Origin of the sequence: Pseudomonas sp. Y24-6, from assembly GCF_020295325.1 — a bacterium.
In the GTDB taxonomy this organism is placed as follows: domain Bacteria; phylum Pseudomonadota; class Gammaproteobacteria; order Pseudomonadales; family Pseudomonadaceae; genus Aquipseudomonas; species Aquipseudomonas gregormendelii.
In genome coordinates, this window is sequence record NZ_JACBXG010000017.1 from 73,785 (window position 1) to 95,471 (window position 21,687).

General features: G+C 61.4%; 19 protein-coding genes. 10 read left to right on the forward strand and 9 right to left on the reverse strand.

Annotated features, from left to right (window positions below):
- Complete coding sequence (locus HYI44_RS25845) at positions 1-192, reverse strand: hypothetical protein (RefSeq protein ID WP_205893467.1); 192 nt, start codon at positions 190-192, stop codon at positions 1-3.
- Between HYI44_RS25845 and HYI44_RS25850 the strand changes: the two genes are divergently transcribed.
- The 6 genes from HYI44_RS25850 (at position 186) to HYI44_RS25875 (ending at position 7,703) form a co-directional block, all read left to right on the forward strand.
- The gene (locus HYI44_RS25850; protein WP_225570862.1) at positions 186-2,309 is read left to right on the forward strand and encodes a TonB-dependent receptor plug domain-containing protein; all 2,124 of its coding nucleotides are present in this window, start codon (positions 186-188) and stop codon (positions 2,307-2,309) included. The two genes, HYI44_RS25845 and HYI44_RS25850, sit on opposite strands and share 7 nt — an antisense overlap.
- A 1-nt stretch (position 2,310) precedes the next feature.
- Positions 2,311-3,243, forward strand: a complete 933-nt coding sequence (locus tag HYI44_RS25855; protein WP_225570863.1) for an ABC transporter substrate-binding protein — start codon at positions 2,311-2,313, stop codon at positions 3,241-3,243.
- Positions 3,240-5,141 (forward strand): ATP-binding protein, encoded by a 1,902-nt coding sequence (locus HYI44_RS25860; protein WP_122839100.1) that lies wholly within the window; start codon positions 3,240-3,242, stop codon positions 5,139-5,141. The genes HYI44_RS25855 and HYI44_RS25860 overlap by 4 nt, the downstream gene beginning before the upstream one ends.
- Positions 5,142-5,389: 248 nt before the next feature.
- The gene (fabA, locus tag HYI44_RS25865; protein WP_010211704.1) at positions 5,390-5,905 is read left to right on the forward strand and encodes a 3-hydroxyacyl-[acyl-carrier-protein] dehydratase FabA; all 516 of its coding nucleotides are present in this window, start codon (positions 5,390-5,392) and stop codon (positions 5,903-5,905) included.
- A gap of 11 nt (positions 5,906-5,916) precedes the next feature.
- Positions 5,917-7,137 (forward strand): beta-ketoacyl-ACP synthase I, encoded by a 1,221-nt coding sequence (fabB, locus tag HYI44_RS25870; protein WP_045061767.1) that lies wholly within the window; start codon positions 5,917-5,919, stop codon positions 7,135-7,137.
- A 377-nt stretch (positions 7,138-7,514) separates the two neighbouring features.
- Positions 7,515-7,703, forward strand: coding sequence for a hypothetical protein (locus HYI44_RS25875; protein ID WP_045061768.1), 189 nt, complete (start codon positions 7,515-7,517; stop codon positions 7,701-7,703).
- A gap of 83 nt (positions 7,704-7,786) precedes the next feature.
- On the opposite strand, the gene HYI44_RS25880 is transcribed toward HYI44_RS25875, so the two are convergent.
- From HYI44_RS25880 to HYI44_RS25910, 7 genes are all read right to left on the reverse strand, one after another.
- Positions 7,787-8,329 (reverse strand): DUF2058 domain-containing protein, encoded by a 543-nt coding sequence (locus tag HYI44_RS25880; protein ID WP_045061769.1) that lies wholly within the window; start codon positions 8,327-8,329, stop codon positions 7,787-7,789.
- 28 nt (positions 8,330-8,357) lie between these two features.
- Positions 8,358-9,191: a nucleoside triphosphate pyrophosphohydrolase gene (mazG, locus tag HYI44_RS25885; protein ID WP_225570864.1), complete on the reverse strand. Its 834-nt coding sequence runs from the start codon at positions 9,189-9,191 to the stop codon at positions 8,358-8,360.
- Positions 9,192-9,334: 143 nt separating this feature from the next.
- Entirely contained in the window at positions 9,335-11,578 is a 2,244-nt protein-coding gene (relA, locus tag HYI44_RS25890; RefSeq protein ID WP_045061771.1) for a GTP diphosphokinase, read from the reverse strand.
- A 74-nt stretch (positions 11,579-11,652) separates the two neighbouring features.
- Positions 11,653-13,053, reverse strand: a complete 1,401-nt coding sequence (gene rlmD / locus HYI44_RS25895; RefSeq protein WP_225570865.1) for a 23S rRNA (uracil(1939)-C(5))-methyltransferase RlmD — start codon at positions 13,051-13,053, stop codon at positions 11,653-11,655.
- A complete protein-coding gene (gene cysM / locus HYI44_RS25900) occupies positions 13,053-13,955 on the reverse strand; it encodes a cysteine synthase CysM (protein WP_045061773.1) in 903 nt (300 codons plus the stop codon). The genes rlmD and cysM overlap by 1 nt, the downstream gene beginning before the upstream one ends.
- Before the next feature lie 130 nt (positions 13,956-14,085).
- The gene (locus HYI44_RS25905; protein WP_318653949.1) at positions 14,086-15,498 is read right to left on the reverse strand and encodes a sensor histidine kinase; all 1,413 of its coding nucleotides are present in this window, start codon (positions 15,496-15,498) and stop codon (positions 14,086-14,088) included.
- Entirely contained in the window at positions 15,485-16,207 is a 723-nt protein-coding gene (locus HYI44_RS25910; RefSeq protein ID WP_225570866.1) for a response regulator transcription factor, read from the reverse strand. Before HYI44_RS25910 ends, HYI44_RS25905 begins: the two co-directional genes overlap by 14 nt.
- 216 nt (positions 16,208-16,423) lie before the next feature.
- On the opposite strand from HYI44_RS25910, the gene HYI44_RS25915 reads away from it, so the two are divergent.
- The 4 genes from HYI44_RS25915 to HYI44_RS25930 all read left to right on the forward strand — a co-directional run bounded on the left by HYI44_RS25915 (position 16,424) and on the right by HYI44_RS25930 (position 21,113).
- Positions 16,424-19,177, forward strand: coding sequence for a response regulator (locus tag HYI44_RS25915; protein WP_122839096.1), 2,754 nt, complete (start codon positions 16,424-16,426; stop codon positions 19,175-19,177).
- Between the two features lie 27 nt (positions 19,178-19,204).
- The gene (locus tag HYI44_RS25920; RefSeq protein WP_225570867.1) at positions 19,205-20,197 is read left to right on the forward strand and encodes a 2-hydroxyacid dehydrogenase; all 993 of its coding nucleotides are present in this window, start codon (positions 19,205-19,207) and stop codon (positions 20,195-20,197) included.
- Positions 20,198-20,274: 77 nt separating this feature from the next.
- On the forward strand, positions 20,275-20,709 hold the full coding sequence (locus HYI44_RS25925; RefSeq protein ID WP_045061779.1) for a hypothetical protein: 435 nt from the start codon (positions 20,275-20,277) through the stop codon (positions 20,707-20,709).
- On the forward strand, positions 20,709-21,113 hold the full coding sequence (locus tag HYI44_RS25930; protein ID WP_045061780.1) for an META domain-containing protein: 405 nt from the start codon (positions 20,709-20,711) through the stop codon (positions 21,111-21,113). Before HYI44_RS25925 ends, HYI44_RS25930 begins: the two co-directional genes overlap by 1 nt.
- 80 nt (positions 21,114-21,193) lie before the next feature.
- Here the strand turns inward: HYI44_RS25930 and HYI44_RS25935 are convergent, their stop codons facing one another.
- Complete coding sequence (locus HYI44_RS25935) at positions 21,194-21,661, reverse strand: TlpA disulfide reductase family protein (RefSeq protein ID WP_225570868.1); 468 nt, start codon at positions 21,659-21,661, stop codon at positions 21,194-21,196.
- Between the last annotated feature and the right edge of the window lie 26 nt (positions 21,662-21,687).

Consider the following 21,687-nt stretch of genomic DNA (forward strand, 5'->3'; position numbering starts at 1 on the left):
TTAATCCATACCAATGGCGATGCCGGCATTATACGGAGCGTCCCGGTCGCGGCCAGCCCTCACGTCAATTAGCCTCGCGAACCGCGACACGCGCAACAAATCCTCGGAAATGCCGGCATCCTCCATGGAAAAGTCGACCGGCTCGGTTAACATGCGCGCCCATTCACCACGATCAGGGATGTGTTGTGTCATTTGGTTCCACGTCATCGCGCTCGCCGCTGGTTCTGGCGCTGATTTTCAGCTCGCCATTGCTGGCAGACGACCTGTTCCTCGACGGCGAACCCTTGCCGCAAGTCCTGACGGCGACTCGGCTGAAGCAGTCGCCGGCGGCGGTACCGGGCAGCATGACGGTGATCGACAGCCAACTGATCACAGCCAGCGGCGCCCGGGACATCAGCGAACTGCTGCGCCTGGTGCCGGGGATGATGGTCGGCAACATCAGCGGCAACCAGGCAGCGGTGAATTATCACGGCACCAGCGCCAGCGAAGCACGGCGCATGCAGGTGCTGATCGATGGTCGCTCGGTTTATCGAGCCGGCTTGTCCACAGTGGACTGGAGCGATATTCCGGTGCCCCTGGACGACATCGAGCGCATCGAGGTATTCCGCGGTCCGAATACCGTCAGCTACGGCGCAAATGCCTTGATGGCGGTGGTCAATATCATTACCCGCCGCCCCGCCGACAGCCATGGCTCCCGGATGAAAATCATCCGCGGTCAGCGTGACATCAATGATTACTACGCCAGCCAGGGCTTGGGCTGGGATTCCGGCGATCTGCGCCTGTCGCTGTCCGGCCTGCAAGACGACGGCTTTGACTCTGACCGCAACGGCGCCGACTACCGCGACAGCCGTCGCCTCAACCGCATTAACCTCGCCGTCAGCCAGACACTCGATGAACGACAGAGCATTGACTGGCAGCTCAACGCCAAGGACGGCAGCAACCAACGGCCGTACACCTACAGGCCGGTGTTCTCGGGGATTACTGACGCGGGTAACAATTCCGACGTAGTTGCCAAGACCTACGCAGGCTCACTGCGCTGGAACCTCGACGTCGATCCCGATCACAGCCTTTATATCCAGGGCACCGCCCAGCACTGGGACCGCCAGCAGACATGGCGTGCCTGCGATGCCGAAGTGTCATTCAGCCCGGAACTGACCCGGCTGTGGCAGCTCAACCCCAACTACACCGAAGCGCTGGCGCGTAATATTGCACGCTTCACCACCACCGGTGCGCCGCCGGGCCCGGCTGCGGAACGGGAGCTGGGCAATCAGGTGCTGGGGCAATGGAACAATGGCGCCCGCCAGACCCTGTGCGGCGATATCGACCAGAGTACCCGGGAATCACGCTTCGACCTGGAATTGCAGGACACCCTGAGCCTGTCCGATAGCCTGCGCCTGGTCAGCGGCCTGAACTATCGTTACGACCGGGCAGATTCCGAAACCTACTTCAATGGCACCCTGAATGACACCACCTGGCGCACGTTCGGCCAGCTGGAGTGGCGCGCCACCGAGCACTGGTTGCTGCAGGGCGGCGCCATGTTCGAAGACACCCGGTTGATCGGCAGCTCCCTGACCCCGCGACTGGCCATCAACTACCTGATCAACCCGCTCCATGGCCTGCGGGCCGTGTACTCCGAAGCGATCCGCTCGCCGGACATGTTCGAGAACAACGTCGACTGGAGCTACCGGGTCACCAACCTGCGCCCCAGCGCATACGGACAATCCAGTGCGCGCTATTTCGTCAGGACCCGAGGCCCCGGTGACCTCGAGCAGGAACACATGCGTTCCCGGGAGCTCGGCTACAACGGCTACTTCATCGAGCTGGGGCTGGCGCTGGACGTCAAAGTGTTCCACGACGAAATCAGCGGGATGATCAGCGAACCTTTGCGCAACAATCAGTACATTGCCAGTAACGCCAACCAGGCCCGCTTTACCGGGGCCGAAACGCAAATGGACTGGAGCATCAACCGCACCGACCGCCTGCGCCTGACCTATGCCTACGTCGATGCTCACGCAAGCAATCCGGAAGATGAACTGCAGACCGCGCGCAACAGTGGCTCGGCCGGTTGGCTGAGAGACTGGGGGCACGGCTGGAACAGCGCCCTGTTCTACTACGGCGACGATGCGCTGAACGGCTACCGCTTCGAACGGGTCGACACACGTATTGCCAAGCGCATCCAGCTGGGCAAGGCCAGCCTGGAACTGGCCGGCGTGCTGCAGCAGCGCCTGGACCATCAACCCACTACCTTTATCGACAACCAGTACGACCAGCGCCAGGTGATGTATTTCAGCGCGCAGCTGGAGTTTTAGAATGCCAGGTCGTTTGTCAGGAAAGACGCCGACCATTGGCCGCCTGTTGGCCGGTTTGTGCCTGGCCATTGGCGGCCTGCTGAACCTGCTGACGGCAAATGCCGCCGATATTCTGCTCATCGGCGCCGACGACAGTCCCGGCATGCGCTCCTTCGCCGCGGCACTGAGCGAGCGGCGGCCGGGCGACCGGGTGCGTTTTGAACCACTGGCCAATCTGCCTGCGCCGGGAAAACTGCCAGGCAACACCCGACTGGTACTGCTCGACCCGCCAAGCCTCGACTGGCGCCTGCAGGATGCCCAAGGCCCGCCCACACTGGTGTTGCGCATCAGTCGTCTGCAGGCACGACAGCGCCTGGGGTCCGCCCTACCCCCGCACCTGAGCCTGCTATGGAGCGATCCGCCCCTTGAACGCCAATTGCGCCTGATCCGCATTCTGTTGCCCCAGGCAAAACGGATCGGCGTGCTCTACGATCAGCACAGTGAGTTCCTGATCAAGGAACTGCGCCAGGCTGCGGGCCCCCTGCGCATGGAGATCGTCGCCGAGCACTGGGACGACATCAACGACAGCCGCCCCCTGCAAAGCCTGTTGAAAAACAGCGACGTATTGCTGGGCCTCGACGATCCGGACCTGTACAACCCCAAGACTGTCAAAAACCTGCTGCTTAGCAGCTATTCACGGCAAATGGCGCTGGTCGGCCCGAACGCCGCCTTCGTCAAGGCGGGCAGCCTCGCCAGCACCTACAGCGACCAGAACGACTGGCTGGCCGTGCTCGACCGGTTGCTCGACCGCTCGCCAGCCACCTGGCCACGCACGCACTATCCCGATCGGTTCAAAGTCCTGAACAACCCGCAGGTTGCTCGTTCATTAGGTATTGAACAGATCAATGAAGCATCTGTCGCAACACAGTTGGCCGAAGGAGTAAGCCGCCCGTGACCTTCCATCGTCGTTGGGACATCAACACCCGCACGCAACTGATCAGCCTCGGCCCTGCCCTGTTGCTGACGCTGCTGTTGATCAGCTTTTTCACCTTCGTGCGCATCCAGGACTTGCGCCAGGAGCTCAATCACACCGGTCAGCTGATTGCCAACCAACTGGCGCCCGCCGCTGAGTATGGCGTCATTTCCGGCAACAACGAGGTGCTCGAAGGCCTGCTTAAAGCCACCCTGGCCACGCCCAATGTGCGTTTCCTTGAAGTCCAGGACAGCGCCAACCGCATCCTGGTGTACGTCGAGCAACCTTCGGAAACCCATAACCGCTCACAGCAGGTCGAGGTGTTCCAGGCCCCCGTACGCCTGCAACGGATCGCGCTCAACAATGATTTCTTCCAGAACAGCCGGGTCGCCAGCATCGCCCCCACCGAGGATTACCTGGGGCGGGTAATCGTCGGCCTGTCGAACGACGCATTCAATCAGCGCCAGCAGGAAATCCTGCTCAAGGCCGCGATCCTGGCATTGTTTGCGCTGCTGTTTACGTTCCTGATCGCCCGGCGCCTGGCAGGCAGCCTGTCGCAACCGATTCGCGACATCGGCAACGCGGTCAAGGCCATCCAGGACGGTGACTACAAGACGCCCCTGCCGATTGTCGATGACACCGAGCTGGGCGCACTGTCCCAGCACATCAACAACCTCGCCAGCGGCCTCGAGCAAGCCAGTCGCGAACAGCACCAGGCAATGGAGCAGTTGATCCAGACGCGCGAAGAAGCGGAAAAGGCCAACAACGCCAAATCCGACTTCCTGGCGATGATGAGCCACGAACTGCGCACCCCGATGAATGGCGTGCTGGGCATGCTGCAGTTGCTCGAAACCACCGAGATGACCGAGGAACAGGTCGAGTATGCAGCGCTTGCTTCGGAGTCCACCGAACACCTGCTCAAGGTGATCAACGACATCCTCGACTTCTCGCGAATCGAGCGGTCGGCGCTGGAACTTGAGCACATCCCGTTCAACCTCGCGGACTTGATCAGCAGTTGCGCCCAGGCATTCCAGCACAGCGCGGCTCAGCGCGGGCTGGAGTTGGCGCTGCTGATTCCCGAAGACATGAAGTCGCTGCAGGTTCAAGGCGACCCGACGCGCATCCGGCAGGTTCTGGTGAACCTGGTCGGCAACGCGCTGAAATTTACCGAGCACGGTCGCGTCAGCATCGAAGCGCAATGGCAATCGCTCGACCATGAGCTGTTGTGGTTCACCTGCACCGTGCGCGACAGCGGCATCGGTATTTCGGCCGAGAGCCTGGAGTTGATGTTCAACGCATTCCAGCAGGCCGACAGCTCCATTTCCCGGCGCTACGGCGGCACCGGGCTGGGCCTGCCGATTGCCCGCACCCTGGCCGAACGCATGGGCGGCACCTTGCGCGCCAGGAGCGAAGAAGGCCTGGGTTCAGTGTTTACCCTGGAAATTCCCCTGGCGCTGTACAAGCAGAAGCTGCCTGTCATCACGCAGCGCCTGCCCGCGGACCAGGGCGGTGGCATGGGACGCAACGTGCTGCTGGTGGAGGACAATCCGGTCAATCAGACCGTCATCGAAGCAATGTTGCGCAGTCTGGGCTTTACTGTCAGCGTCGCCGTCGATGGTGCTCAGGCGGTACGCAGCGCGGAAAGCCTGATGTTCGAGGCCATCCTGATGGACTGCCGCCTGCCGGTCATGGACGGCTACGAGGCCACCCGGGAAATTCGCAAACTGCCCGGCTGCGACAACGTGCCGATCATCGCCCTGACCGCCAACGCCTTGCAGGGCGATCGCGAAGCGTGTTTAACGGCGGGAATGAACGATTACCTGGCCAAGCCCTTCAAACGCAATGACCTACAGCAAATTCTGCAACGTTGGGTGCAGTAGTACAGGCCTTTTGACCATCTGCGACTGGCGTGAAAGGCGAAAGTGCGGCAGTCTTAGGCACCCGAACAGGCCCGAAAAGGGGCTTGAAAAATAATTTCAGTGCACAAGTGTACTTTCATGTCCTTGGTGCTGTGACTTTCACCACAACGCAATAGTCTATGAGTAGGCTGCTGACTCGAGGCATTAAACGCTTCGATCGGCCGGGAAGATTCGCCCCACCTGCCGCATCGGATTATTGAGGAGCTCGCATGACCAAACAAAACGCCTTTACTCGGGAAGACCTGCTGCGCTGCAGTCGCGGTGAGCTGTTCGGCCCAGGTAACGCGCAACTGCCCGCCCCCAACATGCTGATGGTTGATCGAATCACCCACATCAGCGAAGAGGGTGGCAAGTACGGCAAAGGTGAATTGGTCGCCGAGCTGGATATCACTCCGGACCTGTGGTTCTTCGCCTGTCACTTCGAAGGTGATCCGGTGATGCCAGGCTGCCTGGGCCTCGACGCCATGTGGCAACTGGTCGGCTTCTTCCTTGGCTGGCAAGGCCTGCCAGGTCGCGGTCGCGCACTGGGTTCGGGCGAAGTGAAGTTCTTTGGTCAGGTCCTGCCGACCGCGAAGAAAGTTACGTATAACATTCAGATCAAGCGTGTGCTCAAAGGCAAGCTGAACCTGGCCATCGCCGATGGCTCGGTCAGCGTCGACGGCCGCGAGATCTACACCGCCGAAGGCCTTCGGGTCGGCGTATTTACATCCACTGACAACTTCTAAGGGTTATCCGCATGCGCCGCGTCGTTATCACTGGTCTGGGCATCGTTTCGTGCCTGGGCAATGACAAAGAGACCGTCTCCGCTAACCTGCGTGCAAGTCGCCCGGGCATCCGGTTCAACCCGGAATATGCCGAAATGGGTCTGCGTAGCCAGGTTTCCGGCTCCATTGACCTTCCTCTCGAAGAACTGATCGATCGCAAGATCTATCGCTTCGTTGGCCACGCGGCGGCTTACGCCTACCTGGCCATGAAAGACGCCATCGCCGACTCCGGTCTGACCGATGAGCAGGTCTCGAACCCGCGTACCGGCCTGATCGCCGGTTCCGGTGGCGCCTCCACGCTGAACCAGATGGAAGCGCTGGACATTCTGCGCGAGAAAGGCGTGAAGCGCGTCGGCCCGTACCGTGTCACGCGGACCATGAGCAGCACCGTTTCCGCTTGCCTGGCCACCCCGTTCAAGATCAAGGGCCTGAACTACTCCATCGCTTCTGCCTGTGCTACCAGTGCTCATTGCATCGGTACCGCCATGGAACAGATCCAGATGGGCAAGCAGGACATCGTGTTCGCCGGCGGCGGTGAAGAGGAGCACTGGAGCCAGTCGTTCCTGTTCGACGCCATGGGCGCACTGTCCAGCCAGTACAACGAAACCCCGGAAAAAGCTTCCCGTGCCTACGACGCCAAGCGTGACGGTTTTGTCATTGCCGGCGGTGGCGGCATGGTCGTGGTCGAGGAGCTCGAGCACGCTCTGGCGCGCGGCGCGAAGATCTATGCGGAAATCGTCGGCTACGGCGCGACCTCTGACGGCTACGACATGGTCGCTCCGAGCGGCGAAGGCGCCATCCGCTGCATGCAGATGGCCATGTCCACCGTTGACGCCCCGATCGACTACCTGAACACCCACGGCACGTCGACTCCAGTCGGCGACGTCATGGAGATGAAAGGTGTACGTGAAGTGTTCGGCGACAAGGCCCCGGCCATCAGCTCCACCAAGAGCCTGTCGGGTCACTCCCTGGGCGCCGCCGGCGTTCACGAAGCGATCTACTGCATGCTGATGATGGAAGGTAACTTCATGGCGGGCTCGGCCAACATCGACGAACTGGACCCGGAAGTGGCAGACATGCCGATCCTGACCAAGACTCGCGAAGACGCCACCATCAATACCGTGATGAGCAACAGCTTTGGTTTCGGTGGCACCAATGCCACCCTGGTACTGAAGCGCTGGTCGGGCAAGTAATACGCCCTACCGCTGCTGCGCTACACAAAAAACGCCCCGACTGGTTCGGGGCGTTTTTTTTGGTTTGGGCGCCGCCATTCCCTGCGAGCGCAGGCAAAACCTGCGATCTTTTGATATGAAAAATCAGGATCAAAAGATCGCAGGCTTCGCCAGCTCCTACGGGCTATCGTGGGTCAAAACCCTCTTTGAACATGAAGCTTTTGTCATGAAACCAAACGCCCTGCGACCGAATGTCGCGGATTTAAAGGGCTGCAGGGCTTTCTCGATTTTCATGAAAAACTGTTACCCAAATGGCCTGTTTACTTAGCCTGCTATCAAAACTTATAACAGAGACCTGCACATGCATTGGTGCAGGTAACTGAAATTGGAGCAAGCAGATGACTGTGAAAGTAACTGAACGCGACGATTCACACATGTCCCATGAAGGTGTAGCCGCCGGCATCCGGATCTGGGATGTGCATCAGCAGGACCTGCTGGTCGGCATGTTTCACTCAGAGACCGACGCGCACAACTACAAAGCCGAACTGGAAACACTGGAGCAGCAACGCGAACTTCGTTCCGCCTAGGCGCTGCGCCTGAGTCACTACAGCATTGAAAACGACAAACCCCGCCATGAGCGGGGTTTGTCGTCGTTGGGCGCCCTAACGGCTTACCACATCAAATCGTCAGGGATCTGATAGGCCGCGTATGGATCGTCCTCGGCAGCGACTTCTTCGGTCTGCACATTCATGTAGACGATACGTTGCGGATCCCGCTCCTGGATCTTCAGGGCTGCTTCACGCGGTATGACTTCATAGCCGCCGCCGTGGTGCACGATCGCCAGCGAACCGCTGCTGAGCTTGTTGCGCATCAGCGTATTGACGCAGATCCGCTTGACCTTCTTGTCGTCAACGAAGTTGTAGTAGTCCTCGGTCGTCAACTTGGGCAGGCGCGAGGCTTCGATCAATTGCTTGACCTGTGCGGCACGGGCCTTGGCCTCTACTTTCTCTTGCTGCTGACGATTGAGCTCCTGGTCACGCTTGACCTTTTCGGCCTGCGCCTCCTGGGCCAGGCGCTGCTGGGTATCATCCTGCTCGGCCTGACCTTTATGGACCAGACGCTGCTGCTTCTGCTTTTCTTTGCCGACCTGTTTGGCCTGCTTCTGGTTGACCAGCCCTGCTTTGAGCAACTGGTCGCGAAGGGAAATGCTCATGGTGCTTAGTACTCACTTAGGCAACTGCTCAACCGCAGTTGGGCATATTCTTTTCCTGGCGTTTGGCTTCGCCCCACAAGGCGTCCAACTCTTCGAGGGTGCAATCTTCCATGGGACGGTGGGTGTCGCGCAATGCCTGTTCGATGAATCGGAAGCGTCGTTCGAATTTGCCGTTGGCGCCGCGCAGTGCGGTTTCCGGATCGACCTTGAGGTGGCGCGCCAGATTAACCACGGAAAACAGCAGGTCGCCAACCTCATCGGCCACCGCCGCAGGGTCGTTATCGGCCATGGCCTGGAGCACTTCATCGAGTTCTTCGCGAACCTTGTCCAATACCGGCAAGGCGTCCGGCCAGTCGAAACCGACCTGCGCTGCGCGCTTCTGCAATTTTGCCGAACGGGACAGTGCGGGCAACGCGGCAGGCACGTCATCGAGCAGTGACAGCTGCTGGGGCGTCGTGCACTGCTCGGCGCGCTCTTGGGCCTTGATCTCTTCCCAGCGCTGCTTGACCTGTTCCTCGCTCAAGCGCGGAACATCCAGTGGCGCGTACAGATCGCCAGTGGGGAACACGTGGGGATGACGGCGAATCAGCTTGCGGGTGATGCTATCGATGACGCCGGCGAATTCGAAGCGCCCTTCTTCCCGGGCCAGCTGGCTGTAGTAAACCACCTGGAACAGCAAATCCCCCAGCTCACCCTGCAAGTGGTCGAAGTCACCCCGCTCGATGGCATCAGCCACTTCGTAGGCTTCTTCGAGGGTGTGCGGGACGATGCTGGCGTAGGTTTGCTTGATGTCCCAAGGGCAACCGAACTGCGGGTCGCGCAGGCGGCTCATCAGGTGCAGCAGATCTTCAAGTGAATACATCAATCAATCTCTATCCGCTCTTTGTAGCAGCGAGCTTGCTCGCGATGAACATGAGAGCGACGTGTTCATCCAGACAGCACGCGTTATCGTTGACGTCCATCGCGAGCAAGCTCGCTCCTACAGTAAAGAGTCAAGCCCCCAACTCAGGGGGTACGGTTACGCCGGGTTTCGATGATGTTCGGCAACTGGGAAATCCGCCCCAGCAACCGACCCAATGCATCCAGCCCCGGAATCTCGATGGTCAGGGACATCAGTGCGGTGTTGTCCTCTTTGTTCGAGCGGGTATTGACCGCCAGCACGTTGATCCGCTCGTTCAGCAAGACCTGGGACACGTCACGCAGCAGACCGGAACGGTCGTAGGCGCGAATGATGATGTCCACCGGATAGGTGAGCACCGGCACCGGGCCCCAGCTGACCTGGATGATGCGCTCCGGCTCGCGCCCGCCCAGTTGCAGCACCGAGGCACAGTCCTGACGGTGAATGCTCACGCCACGCCCCTGAGTGATGTAACCGACGATGGCATCCCCCGGCAACGGCTGGCAGCAACCGGCCATTTGCGTCATCAGGTTGCCGACGCCCTGGATCTGGATGTCACCGCGCTTGCCCGGTTTGTAGCCGGTGGCTTTGCGCGGGATCAGTTCCAGCTGCTCGTTGCCGCGTTCCGGCTCGACCAGTTGCTGCGCCAGGTTCACCAGTTGCGCCAGGCGCAAATCGCCGGCACCCAGGGCAGCGTACATGTCCTCGGCGGTTTTCATGTTGGCCTTGTCGGCCAGCTTGTCAAAATCCACCGCTGGCAGACCGAGGCGATTGAGTTCGCGTTCGAGCAGGGTTTTACCGGCCGCGACGTTCTGGTCGCGCGCCTGCAATTTGAACCAGTGAACGATTTTCGCCCGCGCCCGCGAAGTGGTCACGTAACCCAGGTTCGGGTTCAGCCAGTCGCGGCTCGGCGTGCCGTGCTTGCTGGTAATGATCTCGACCTGTTCGCCGGTCTGCAGGCTGTAGTTAAGCGGTACGATGCGCCCGTTGATCTTCGCGCCACGGCAGTTGTGACCGATTTCGGTGTGCACGCGGTAGGCGAAGTCCAGCGGCGTCGCGCCCTTGGGCAAGTCGATGGCGTGACCGTCCGGGGTGAAGATGTAGACCCGGTCCGGCTCGATGTCGACCCGCAGCTGCTCGGCCAGACCACCGATATCGCCCAGCTCCTCATGCCACTCGAGCACCTGACGCAGCCAGGAGATTTTCTCTTCGTAGTGATTGGAACCGGACTTGACGTCGGTGCCCTTGTACTTCCAGTGCGCACACACGCCCAGCTCGGCTTCTTCGTGCATGGCGTGGGTGCGGATCTGCACTTCCAGCACCTTGCCCTCGGGGCCGATCACCGCAGTGTGCAGCGAACGGTAGCCGTTCTCTTTCGGGTTGGCGATGTAGTCGTCGAATTCTTTCGGGATGTGCCGCCACAGGGTGTGGACGATGCCCAGCGCGGTGTAGCAATCGCGCATTTCCGGCACCAGCACTCGAACCGCACGCACGTCGTAGATCTGGCTGAACTCCAGGCCTTTGCGCTGCATCTTGCGCCAGATCGAATAAATGTGTTTGGCCCGGCCACTGATGTCGGCATCGACACCGGTCGCCTGCAGCTCGACCTTCAGCTGGTTCATCACGTCGGCGATGAACCGCTCGCGATCCAGCCGGCGCTCGTGCAGCAACTTGGCAATCTGCTTGTACTGATCCGGTTCCAGGTAACGGAAGGACAGGTCCTCCAGCTCCCACTTGATATGGCCGATGCCCAGGCGATGGGCCAGCGGCGCGTAGATGTCGAACACCTCGCGGGCGACCCGGTTGCGTTTCTCGTCGTCAGCGGTTTTTACCGCGCGGATCGCGCAGGTGCGTTCGGCCAGCTTGATCAGTGCCACACGGACATCGTCGACCATCGCCACCAGCATCTTGCGCAGGTTTTCCACCTGGCCCTGGGTACCCAGCACCAGGGATTGCCGGGGGCTCAGGCTGGCGCTGATCGCCGCCATGCGCAGCACGCCGTCGATGAGCTTGGCGACCACCGGCCCAAACCGCTGGCTGACTGCCGGCAGCTCGATCTGGCCTTCGCGCACGCCGCGGTACAGCACCGCAGCCACCAACGAGTCCTGATCAAGCTTGAGGTCGGCGAGAATTTCGGCGATTTCAAGCCCGGTGCGAAAACTCGACGTGCCTTCGGACCACAGGTTCTTCGCCGCATTGGCCTGTTGCTCGGACGCGCGGGCGAACTCGCACGCTTGCTTCAAGGCTTCGCGATCCAGTGCCAGATCGACACTGACCGCATGATCGAGCCAAGCCTCGAGATTGATACTGCCGTCGGTGTTGATCGGCTGGTGTGCTCTCACCTGTACCATCTTGCTTACCTTCCCTACGACGCAGATTCAATGCGTCAAATCGCTGACCTTTATTGCCGGGTACGCTCGTGGGGCTAATTCGAGCGCTGTACGGGCGAGTCAGTCGGACCAGACGAGCCGTCCTGGCTCGCTTCAAATAACGCCATGGCCTCGACATGTGCCGTCTGAGGAAACATATCGAGAATCCCGGCACGTTTTAACCGGTAGCCCTGCTTGATCAATTCGACCGTGTCACGCGCCAGCGTTGCCGGGTTGCACGACACATACACCAGACGCTTGGCGCCCAGCGCCTTGAGCTTGCGCACGACCTCGTAGGCACCGTCACGCGGTGGGTCCAAGAGTACCGCACAAAAGCCTTCGACTGCCCACTCGGCATCAGTCAAAGGCTGGGATAAATCGGCCTGAAAAAAATGAGTGTTATGCAGATTGTTGCAAGCTGCGTTGGCGGCTGCACGCTCGACCATGGTCTGCACACCCTCCACCGCCACCACTTCGCGTACCACCTTGGCCAATGGCAGGGCAAAGTTGCCCAGGCCACAGAACAGGTCAAGTACCCGCTCATCCGGCTGCGGCTTGAGCCAATCCAGTGCTTGGGCGACCATGGCCTCGTTGACGCCGGCATTGACCTGGACGAAGTCGCCGGGTCGGTAGGCCAGTTCCAGATCCCAGCGCTCCAGGCGATAGCCCAGGGACTGATCGGCATTCACCGGTTGCGGTTCGCCTTCACCCTGCAGCCACAGTTGCGCGCCATGGAAAGCGCAGAACTCCTTGAGAATGGTCAGGTCCGCCTCGGACAACGGCGCCATATGCCGCAGCAGCACCGCCAGCGAGGATCCACTGAACAGTTCGACATGCCCCAGCGCCTGAGGTTTGCTCAAGCGCCGCAACATTTCCGGCAATCGCGTCATGATCGGCTGCAAGGGCTGTACCAGCACCGGACATTCGCTGATTGCAACGATGTCCTGACTGCCAGCAGCACGGAAACCGACTTCGAGTTTCCTGGCTTTCATGTCCCAACGCACCGCCACTCGGGCGCGACGTCGGTAACCGAATTCCGGACCGCTCAACGGCGCTGCCCACTCCTGAGGTTCGACACCGGCGACCTTGGATAATTGCTCGGCCAGCATGCGTTGTTTCAGTGCAAGCTGTTCGTCATGGGGCAGGTGCTGCACGCTGCAGCCACCACAGCGACCGAAGTGTGGGCAAGGTGCAGGGCGGCGCAGCTCACTGGCCTGGAACACCCGCTCGGTTCGCGCCTCCACCACCTTGCCGTGAGTACCGAGCACTCGCGCTTCAACTTCTTCACCCGCCAAGGCCCCCAGGACAAACCAGGTGCGACCTTCGAAAAATGCGATCCCGCGGCCGTCATTGGCCAGGCGCTCGATCGTCAGACGCTGCTTCTTGCCCGTCGGGATCTGGGGTGACTTGCTGCCGCCTGTCGGCTGGAAGCGCAGGCCTCTCTCGTGCTTGGCCATCAGTTGGCCGCGTCGAAAATGCCGGTCGACAGGTATCGGTCGCCACGGTCGCAGATGATCGCAACGATCACCGCGTTTTCAACTTCTTTGGACAGGCGCAGCATCGCTGCCACCGCACCGCCCGAGGACACGCCGCAGAAAATGCCTTCTTCACGAGCCAGACGACGGGTCACGTCCTCGGCTTCGGCTTGCGCCATGTCGACGATGCGGTCCACGCGATCAGCCTGGTAGATTTTTGGCAGGTATTCCTGCGGCCAGCGGCGAATACCTGGAATGGCCGAGCCTTCCATGGGTTGCAGACCGACGATCTGCACGCTGTCGCTCTGCTCTTTGAGGTAGCGCGAAACGCCCATGATGGTGCCGGTGGTGCCCATGGAGCTGACGAAATGGGTAATGGTGCCTTGGGTCTGGCGCCAGATTTCCGGGCCGGTCGTGGTGTAGTGCGCTTCAGGATTGTCGCCGTTGGCGAACTGGTCCAGCACCTTGCCCCGACCTTCGGCTTCCATGCGCTGGGCCAGGTCACGCGCGCCTTCCATGCCTTCTTCCTGGGTTACCAGAATGAGTTCGGCACCGTAGGCGGTCATGGCGGCCTTGCGTTCGGCACTGGAGTTGTCCGGCATGATCAGGATCATCTGGTAACCCTTGATCGCGGCCGCCATCGCCAGCGCGATCCCGGTATTACCCGAAGTCGCCTCGATCAGCGTGTCGCCAGGCTGAATCTGCCCGCGCAATTCGGCACGGGTAATCATCGACAGCGCAGGACGGTCTTTGACCGAACCCGCCGGGTTGTTCCCTTCCAGCTTGAGCAGAAGAGTATTGCTGGTGGCGCCAGGCAGGCGCTGCAAACGAACCAGCGGGGTGTTGCCGACGCAATCGGCGATGGTTGGGTACTGCAATGTCATGGCGTATTCGCAATCCAGACTGCGGGGGCGCCCATCATACCGGCAAACCCGCAAAGGCCATATCACGCAAAGTGCAGTGCTTATGGCTTGTGGGAATAAGGCCGCTATTCAGTTTGCCTCCACACATCATCTAGACGACACAAATACCCGTGGGAGGGGGCTCGCCCGCGAAGACGGCTGCGCTGCCAGCGCCTTCATCCGCCACCAGTCGCATATTCAGGCGCAAACCAGTCCCGGTATTCTGCGCCCAGATAATTCCGCCCTGGCGCTGCACGGCATTGCGCGCGATGCTCAGGCCCAGGCCGAATCCGCCGTTGCCCGGGCGCGAACCGTCGAGCCGGGTGAAGGGTGAGAAGATTCGCTCAAGATCGGTGTCAGCCACGCCGCCGCCCTGATCCTCCAGCCACAGATGCCAGAAGTTGCCGTCGCGCCGGCCTCCCAGGGTCACCACTGCTCCTTGGGGCGAATGGCGGATGGCGTTGCGCAGGATATTTTCCACCGCCTGGGCCAGGGTGTTGAGGTTGCCACGCACCCAACAGGAGGCATCCACGGTGCACACCAATTGCCCGCTCGGCCAGCAACTCTCGTAGCAGGCATTTTCCGTGAGCATCTCCCACAGTGCCTGAATCTGGATCGCTTCATCGGGCAACGGCGCGCGCTCTGTGTCGAGCCAGGCCAGCTGCAGGGTGTCCTCGACCAGCCGCTGCATGCCGTCGACTTCCCGACCGATTCGCTCGCGCAATTGCGCCAGGTCCTGCTCGCTGTCGCTGGCCACCCGCAGGCGGCTCAGGGGCGTACGCAATTCGTGGGACAGATCGCGCAGCAGTTGTTGTTGCAGGGCCACTGTGCCCTGCAACCGCTCGGACATGTGATCGAAGGCGCGGCCCAGCTCCCCCAATTCATCCTGTCGATCAGTGGTGCGGCTCGACAGGCGCACGCCCAACTGGTCGGCACGCCAGGCATTGGCCTGTTCACGCAGGTTATTCAGCGGTACGACCAGCAGGCGATACAGCCCGACGCACAGCAGCAAAGTAAACAGCCCGGGAATCACGCCATTGGTGATGACCCGCCAAAACAGCCGATACTGGCCAGGTACAAAACGTTGCGGCAACTCGATCACCAGGCTGCCCACGGACGAGTCGCCAGGAAAGGGTACTCGCAGCCACGGCAGGCCTTTCTTGTGGATGGGCCAGTCGAGGCCGCGCAGAAAAGTCAGGTGCTGGATCTCTTTGTCCGTCAGCTCCTGGCTGCTTAACGACTGCAGATCCCCACTGATGACGCCGACCCACCCCGCTTCACGCTGGCGCATGCCCTGCAACCAGCTATCGACGCCGGTCTGCTGCCCCTGCTCCCAGGCGCGCTCGGCCTCGGCGGCGTAGCGCGTCAAGGTGCCTCGGGCGTCATCGGAGAGAAACTGATTGCGCTCTTCCATGTAGCGGCCCCAGGACCAGCTCAGCCAGATCATCAGCAAGCAGAACGCCACCAGCAAAAACGCCAGTTTCCAGAACAGCGAATGCCGCCCCGGCAGGTCAGACCACTTCATCAGCAGCACTTAACACATAGCCTTTGCCCCAGACCGTGCGCACTTCGCGTTCCAAGTAGTCGATGGCCTTGAGTTTGCGGCGAATCTGGCTGATGTGCATGTCCAGGCTGCGATCGTGGGCGGCATAGCCGCGCTGCAGGACTTGCTGATAAAGGAAGGCCTTGCTCAATACTTCATCGCCGTTGCGGTTCAAGGTTTCCAGCAGGCGGTACTCGCTGCGAGTCAGGCCTGCGGCCCGATCCCGATAGACCACGTCAAAGCAGCCGTCGTCGAACCGCAGGCAGTCGGCCGCAGGCGCAGGGGCGACCGGCGCCGGTCGACGGTCCAGCGCCACCCGCCGCAATATCGCTTCGATACGCACCCGCAACTCCGCCATGCTGAACGGTTTGGGCAGGTAATCATCAGCCCCCAGCCGAAAGCCACTGATGCGATCGGCTTCCGCCCCCAGCGCCGACATCAGCAGCACCGGAGTCGAATGGCTCTCGCGCAACTGGGTCAGCGCCTTGAGCCCGTCCAGGCCTGGCAGCAGAATATCCATCAGCACTACGTCGAAGCGTTGCTCACGCGCCAGGTCCAGCCCCTCCTGGCCGTTTTGGCACCAGGTCACCTGGAAGCCGCTGCGCCCAAGATGCTCGTGCACATAGGCACCAAGAACGAGGTCGTCTTCGATGGAAAGTATGCGCGGATGATCGCTAGAGATGGGATTCATGAGTATCTGCAAATAATTCTCAGTTGACAGATTATTCAAGATTGCCTCGCCAGGGGCAACACAAGCTTCACTCCGGACCTCAATAGGCTGAGCGGGCCGACGAATGACCGGCACAATTTTTACGGGGATCGGCCGCGAGCAAATCGCTACACTGCGCAGGTGGCGCGTACCGGACGTAAGCGCAGGTCATTAAATCGCTGGATGCAGGAGAGATGCGTGCTCAAGAAACTGGGAATAAAAGGCCGTGTATTGCTGCTGACGCTGTTGCCGACCAGCCTGATGGCACTGGTGCTGGGCGGCTATTTCATCTGGATGCAGCAGTCCGACCTGCAAACCCAGCTGATGCAGCGCGGCGAAATGATCGCCGAGCAACTGGCGCCACTGGTCGCCCCCGCCATGGGGCACCACAACAACGAGCTGCTCGAACGCATCGCCACCCAGTCGCTGGAGCAGCAGGACGTGCGCGCGGTCACCTTCCTCGCCGCCGACCGCACGCCGCTGGCTCATGCCGGCCCGACCATGCTCAATCAGGCCCCCCTGGGCGACGGCTCGCAACTGCTGCGCCGCAGCGGCAATGACGCGACGCGCTACCTGCTGCCGGTCTTCGGCAAGCATCGTAACCTGGCCGGCGACCTGATCCCCGACGAGGCTGATCGCCTGCTCGGCTGGGTCGAACTCGAACTGTCCCACAATGGCATGCTGCTGCGTGGTTATCGCAGCCTGTTTGCCAGCCTGCTGCTGATTGTTGCGGGCCTGGGCGGTGCGGCGCTGCTGGCCTTGCGCATGGGCCGTACCATCAACCGCCCGATCGGCCAGATCAAACAGGCCGTGGCGCAACTCAAGGACGGCCACCTGGAGACCCGCCTGCCACCCCTCGGCAGCCAGGAGCTGGACGAACTGGCGGCGGGCATCAACCGTATGGCCGGGACCCTGCAAAACGCCCAGGAAGAACTCCAGCACAGCGTCGACCAGGCCACCGAAGACGTGCGCCAGAACCTGGAAACCATCGAAATCCAGAACATCGAGCTGGACCTGGCGCGCAAGGAAGCCCTGGAAGCGAGCCGGATCAAGTCCGAGTTCCTGGCCAACATGAGCCATGAAATCCGCACCCCGCTCAACGGCATCCTGGGTTTCACGCACTTGCTGCAAAAAAGCGAATTGACCCCGCGGCAACTCGACTACCTGGGCACCATCGAAAAGTCCGCCGACAGCCTGCTGGGCATCATCAACGAGATTCTCGACTTCTCCAAGATCGAAGCCGGCAAGCTGGTGCTCGACCATATTCCGTTCAACCTGCGCGACCTGTTGCAGGACACCCTGACCATCCTCGCCCCCGCCGCCCACGCCAAACAGCTGGAGCTGGTCAGCCTGGTTTATCGCGACACGCCGTTGTCGCTGGTAGGCGATCCGCTGCGACTCAAGCAGATCCTCACCAACCTGGTGAGCAATGCGATCAAGTTCACCCGCGAAGGCACCATCGTCGCCCGCGCCATGCTCGAAGACGAGCATGAAGACAGCGTGCAACTGCGCATCAGTATTCAGGACACCGGCATCGGCCTGTCCAGCCAGGACGTACGCGCTTTGTTCCAGGCCTTCAGCCAGGCCGACAATTCACTGTCACGGCAACCCGGTGGCACCGGCCTGGGCCTGGTGATCTCCAAGCGCCTGATCGAGCAGATGGGCGGCGAGATCGGCGTCGACAGCACCCCGGGCGAAGGCTCGGAATTCTGGATCAGCCTGAGCCTGCCCAAGACCCGCGACGACGCCGAGGACCTGCCCGGCCCGCCGCTGCTGGGGCGCCGTGTTGCGGTATTGGAGAACCATGAGCTGGCGCGCCAGGCCCTGCAGCATCAGCTGGAAGACTGCGGTCTTGCGGTGACGCCTTTCAACACGCTGGAAAGCCTGGCCAATGGCGTGACCGGTGTGCACCAGACCGAGCAGGCGATCGACCTCGCTGTACTGGGCATTACCAGCAAAGACATGCCACCCGAACGCCTCAACCAGCACATCTGGGACCTCGAACACCTGGGCTGCAAAGTGCTGGTGCTGTGCCCGACCACCGAACAGACGCTGTTCCACCTGTCCGTGCCCAACCCTCACAGTCAGCTCCAGGCCAAACCGGCCTGCACCCGCAAACTGCGACGGGCGCTGTCCGACCTGGTCAACCCGCGCCACATCCGCAGCGAGCCGGACGAGCCGTTGTCCAGTCGTGCGCCCAAAGTGCTGTGTGTCGACGACAACCCGGCCAACCTGTTGCTGGTGCAAACCCTGCTCGAAGACATGGGCGCCAAGGTGCTGGCGGTGGAAAGTGGCTTTGCTGCAATCAAGGCGGTGCAGAGCGAGACCTTCGATTTGGTGCTCATGGATGTGCAAATGCCCGGGATGGATGGGCGCCAGAGCACAGAAGCGATTCGCCAATGGGAGAGTGAGCGCCACTGCACGCCGCTGCCGATCGTCGCGCTGACCGCCCATGCCATGGCCAACGAAAAACGCGCCCTGCTGCAAAGCGGCATGGATGACTACCTGACCAAGCCGATCAGTGAGCGGCAACTGGCGCAGGTGGTGTTGAAGTGGAGTGGCCTGGCCCTGCGCAATCAGGGGCCCGAACGCGCGGGCGATCGACACGGCGGCGCCCCGGAACTGCAGGTGCTCGATCACGAGGAAGGCTTGCGTCTGGCTGCCGGCAAGGCAGACCTGGCGGCGGATATGCTGGCCATGTTGCTCGCGTCCCTGGAAGCCGACCGCGAAGCCATCCGGTTTGCCCGGGACATCGACGACCACAACGCGCTGATCGAGCGGGTCCACCGCCTGCATGGTGCGACCCGCTACTGTGGCGTGCCGCAATTGCGCGCCGCCTGCCAACGCAGCGAAACCCTGCTCAAGCAGCAAGACCCGCGCGCCTACAGTGCCCTCGAGGAACTCGACCGGGCGATCAATCGCCTGGCGGCACAGGCCCGCATCAACGCCTGACCGAACGCTGATCAACCGGAGGATCCGATGCGCACCCTTTTATTCAGCAGCCAGACCTACGACCGCGACAGTTTTCTCGCCACCGAGCTCCCCGTCGACCTCGAACTGCAGTTTCAACCCGCGCGCCTGAGCATCGATACAGTCGCCCTGGCAGAAGACCACGAGGTGGTTTGCGCCTTCATCAATGATGACCTCAGCGCGCCCGTGCTCGAACGCCTCGCTGCGGGAGGCACGCGCCTGATCGCGCTGCGCTCGGCCGGCTACAACCACGTCGACCTGGCCGCTGCCAAACGTCTGGGCCTGCCCGTCGTGCGCGTGCCGGCCTACTCGCCGCATGCCGTGGCCGAACACGCGGTAGCGCTGATCCTGGCGCTCAATCGGCGCCTGCACCGCGCCTACAACCGCACCCGCGAAGGGGATTTCAGCCTGCACGGCCTGACCGGCTTCGATCTGGTGGGCAAAACAGTTGGCATCGTCGGCACCGGGCAGATCGGTGCGACTTTGGCGAAAATCATGCACGGGTTTGGCTGCCAGCTGCTGGCGTATGACCCCTACCCCAACCCGCAGGTCGAAGCCCTCGGCGCTCGCTACCTGGGCCTGCCGCAATTGCTCGCCGAGTCGCAGATCATCAGCCTGCACTGCCCGCTCAACGACCAGAGCAAGCACCTGATCAACCGTGAATCACTGGCGCACATGCAACCCGGCGCCATGCTGATCAACACCGGGCGCGGCGGCCTGGTGGATACGCCGGCACTGATTGACGCACTCAAGGATGGGCAACTGGGTTACCTGGGCCTGGATGTCTATGAAGAGGAGGCGCAACTGTTTTTCGAGGACCGCTCCGACCTGCCGTTGCAGGATGACGTGCTGGCGCGGCTGCTGACCTTTCCGAACGTGATCATTACCGCGCACCAGGCCTTCCTGACCCGCGAAGCATTGGGCGCGATTGCCGCCACTACCTTGCAGAATATTGCCGCGTGGGCGGCCGGAACCCCGCAAAATCAAGTGGATGCCGGTTGAACCGGATCGAAGGTCGAAGGCCCACAGCATGATCGGCGGATGTCCGTGCTAGCATGCCGCGCATATTTGGAGGACCCATGGTCGAACACGATTTCCGCTATACCCTGATGAACCCGCAGCACACCCTCACCGAATGCCGCGCCCTGGTCCCAGGGCGTTATCAGGTCACCGGCAACGGTGGCTCGATTCGCAACAATGACGTGCTGGTCGTGACGCTCAAAGGCAGCAAGGACCTGGCCATGCGCCTGACCGTAGAAACGGTTCGCCACCTGATCAACCCACCCGGGCAATGGGTGGCGGTGGCCAGTGGCCCGGTGTTCGGCGAACTGGCGATCCACACCTGGAAAGTCAACTGCGACAGTTGTGCCAAAGAGCTGAGTTTCGAGTTTGCGGTCGACGCCAAGCTGGGCAACAAGGCTGAAAAGCCGGCTGCCACTGCGCGGATCGCCGAGTTGGGCTGGAGCACTGTCGGCCAGAAGCACCTGTGCCCGAAATGCCAGGAGCCTGCGTGATGAAACGCCTTGCCCTGACCGCATTGGTTGGCGCCAGCCTGCTGGGCTGCGCCGCTCAACCGGTGCAACTGCAACAGAACCGCAGCTACATTCTGGAGTGGATCGGCGAACGTCCTTTGATGGACTACAGCCACCTGACCATCACCCTGGGTGAAGACGGTCGTGCCTATGGCAATGGCGGCTGCAACCACTGGTTCGCGCCCTACACCCTGGAAGGCGACAAGCTGAGCTTCGGCAAGGTCGGCAGCACCCGCAAACTCTGCGCGCCGGCGCTGATGGAGCAGGAGAAACGTTTCCTCCAGGCCCTGGAGCACGTGCAGCGCTGGGATGTGTCACCGATCGACCAGGTGCGCTTCTGGCCGGCTGAAGGCAAGCCGATGCGCTGGTGGCTTGAAGAGGGTTAAATCCTGAAAAGATCGCAGCCTTCGGAGACCGCTGAACACCGTAAGAGCTGCCAAAGGCTGCGATCTATTCCTGAGACCTCTTAATTCCTGGCCTGCAACGCCGCCAGCTTCGCCAGCAGCCCCGCCGCTGTCTGCTCACCCATCAATTGCTCACGCACCTTGCCCTTGTCGTCGATGATGTAGGTCACCGGCAACGCCTCGCTGCGCGGCACCTCGAACAGCTCTGCAGGATCCTGTGCCAGCACCGTGAAGCCGATGCCCAGCTTCTCACTGGCGCTTTTCAGTTCTTCGCCCTGCACGTTATCGAAGTTGACCCCGAACACGCCGATGTTTTTGTCCTTGAGCTGCTCGGCCAGGGCATTGAGTTCCGGAATCTCCGTGCGGCACGGCCCGCACCACTCGGCCCAGTAGTTGAGCACCAGCCATTGTTTGTCCAGACGCTCGGCAGCCACTTTCCGGCCGTTCTGGTCGACCCCGTAATCGTTGCCACACCCCCCCAGCAATAACGTGCCGATGATCACCAGTGTCGCTGCCAGTCGTCTGTTCATGTCGTGATCCTTGTCAAAAAAAGAAT

Excerpts from the sequence above, each read along its gene's own strand:
- HYI44_RS25845 (WP_205893467.1), bottom strand. The coding sequence starts at position 192 with ATGACACAACACATCCCTGATCGTGGTGAATGGGCGCGCATGTTAACC.
- HYI44_RS25855 (WP_225570863.1), top strand. The coding sequence starts at position 2,311 with ATGCCAGGTCGTTTGTCAGGAAAGACGCCGACCATTGGCCGCCTGTTG.
- fabA (WP_010211704.1), top strand. The coding sequence starts at position 5,390 with ATGACCAAACAAAACGCCTTTACTCGGGAAGACCTGCTGCGCTGCAGT.
- fabB (WP_045061767.1), top strand. The coding sequence starts at position 5,917 with ATGCGCCGCGTCGTTATCACTGGTCTGGGCATCGTTTCGTGCCTGGGC.
- HYI44_RS25875 (WP_045061768.1), top strand. The coding sequence starts at position 7,515 with ATGACTGTGAAAGTAACTGAACGCGACGATTCACACATGTCCCATGAA.
- HYI44_RS25880 (WP_045061769.1), bottom strand. The coding sequence starts at position 8,329 with ATGAGCATTTCCCTTCGCGACCAGTTGCTCAAAGCAGGGCTGGTCAAC.
- mazG (WP_225570864.1), bottom strand. The coding sequence starts at position 9,191 with ATGTATTCACTTGAAGATCTGCTGCACCTGATGAGCCGCCTGCGCGAC.
- relA (WP_045061771.1), bottom strand. The coding sequence starts at position 11,578 with ATGGTACAGGTGAGAGCACACCAGCCGATCAACACCGACGGCAGTATC.
- rlmD (WP_225570865.1), bottom strand. The coding sequence starts at position 13,053 with ATGGCCAAGCACGAGAGAGGCCTGCGCTTCCAGCCGACAGGCGGCAGC.
- cysM (WP_045061773.1), bottom strand. The coding sequence starts at position 13,955 with ATGACATTGCAGTACCCAACCATCGCCGATTGCGTCGGCAACACCCCG.
- HYI44_RS25905 (WP_318653949.1), bottom strand. The coding sequence starts at position 15,498 with ATGAAGTGGTCTGACCTGCCGGGGCGGCATTCGCTGTTCTGGAAACTG.
- HYI44_RS25910 (WP_225570866.1), bottom strand. The coding sequence starts at position 16,207 with ATGAATCCCATCTCTAGCGATCATCCGCGCATACTTTCCATCGAAGAC.
- HYI44_RS25920 (WP_225570867.1), top strand. The coding sequence starts at position 19,205 with ATGCGCACCCTTTTATTCAGCAGCCAGACCTACGACCGCGACAGTTTT.
- HYI44_RS25925 (WP_045061779.1), top strand. The coding sequence starts at position 20,275 with ATGGTCGAACACGATTTCCGCTATACCCTGATGAACCCGCAGCACACC.
- HYI44_RS25930 (WP_045061780.1), top strand. The coding sequence starts at position 20,709 with ATGAAACGCCTTGCCCTGACCGCATTGGTTGGCGCCAGCCTGCTGGGC.
- HYI44_RS25935 (WP_225570868.1), bottom strand. The coding sequence starts at position 21,661 with ATGAACAGACGACTGGCAGCGACACTGGTGATCATCGGCACGTTATTG.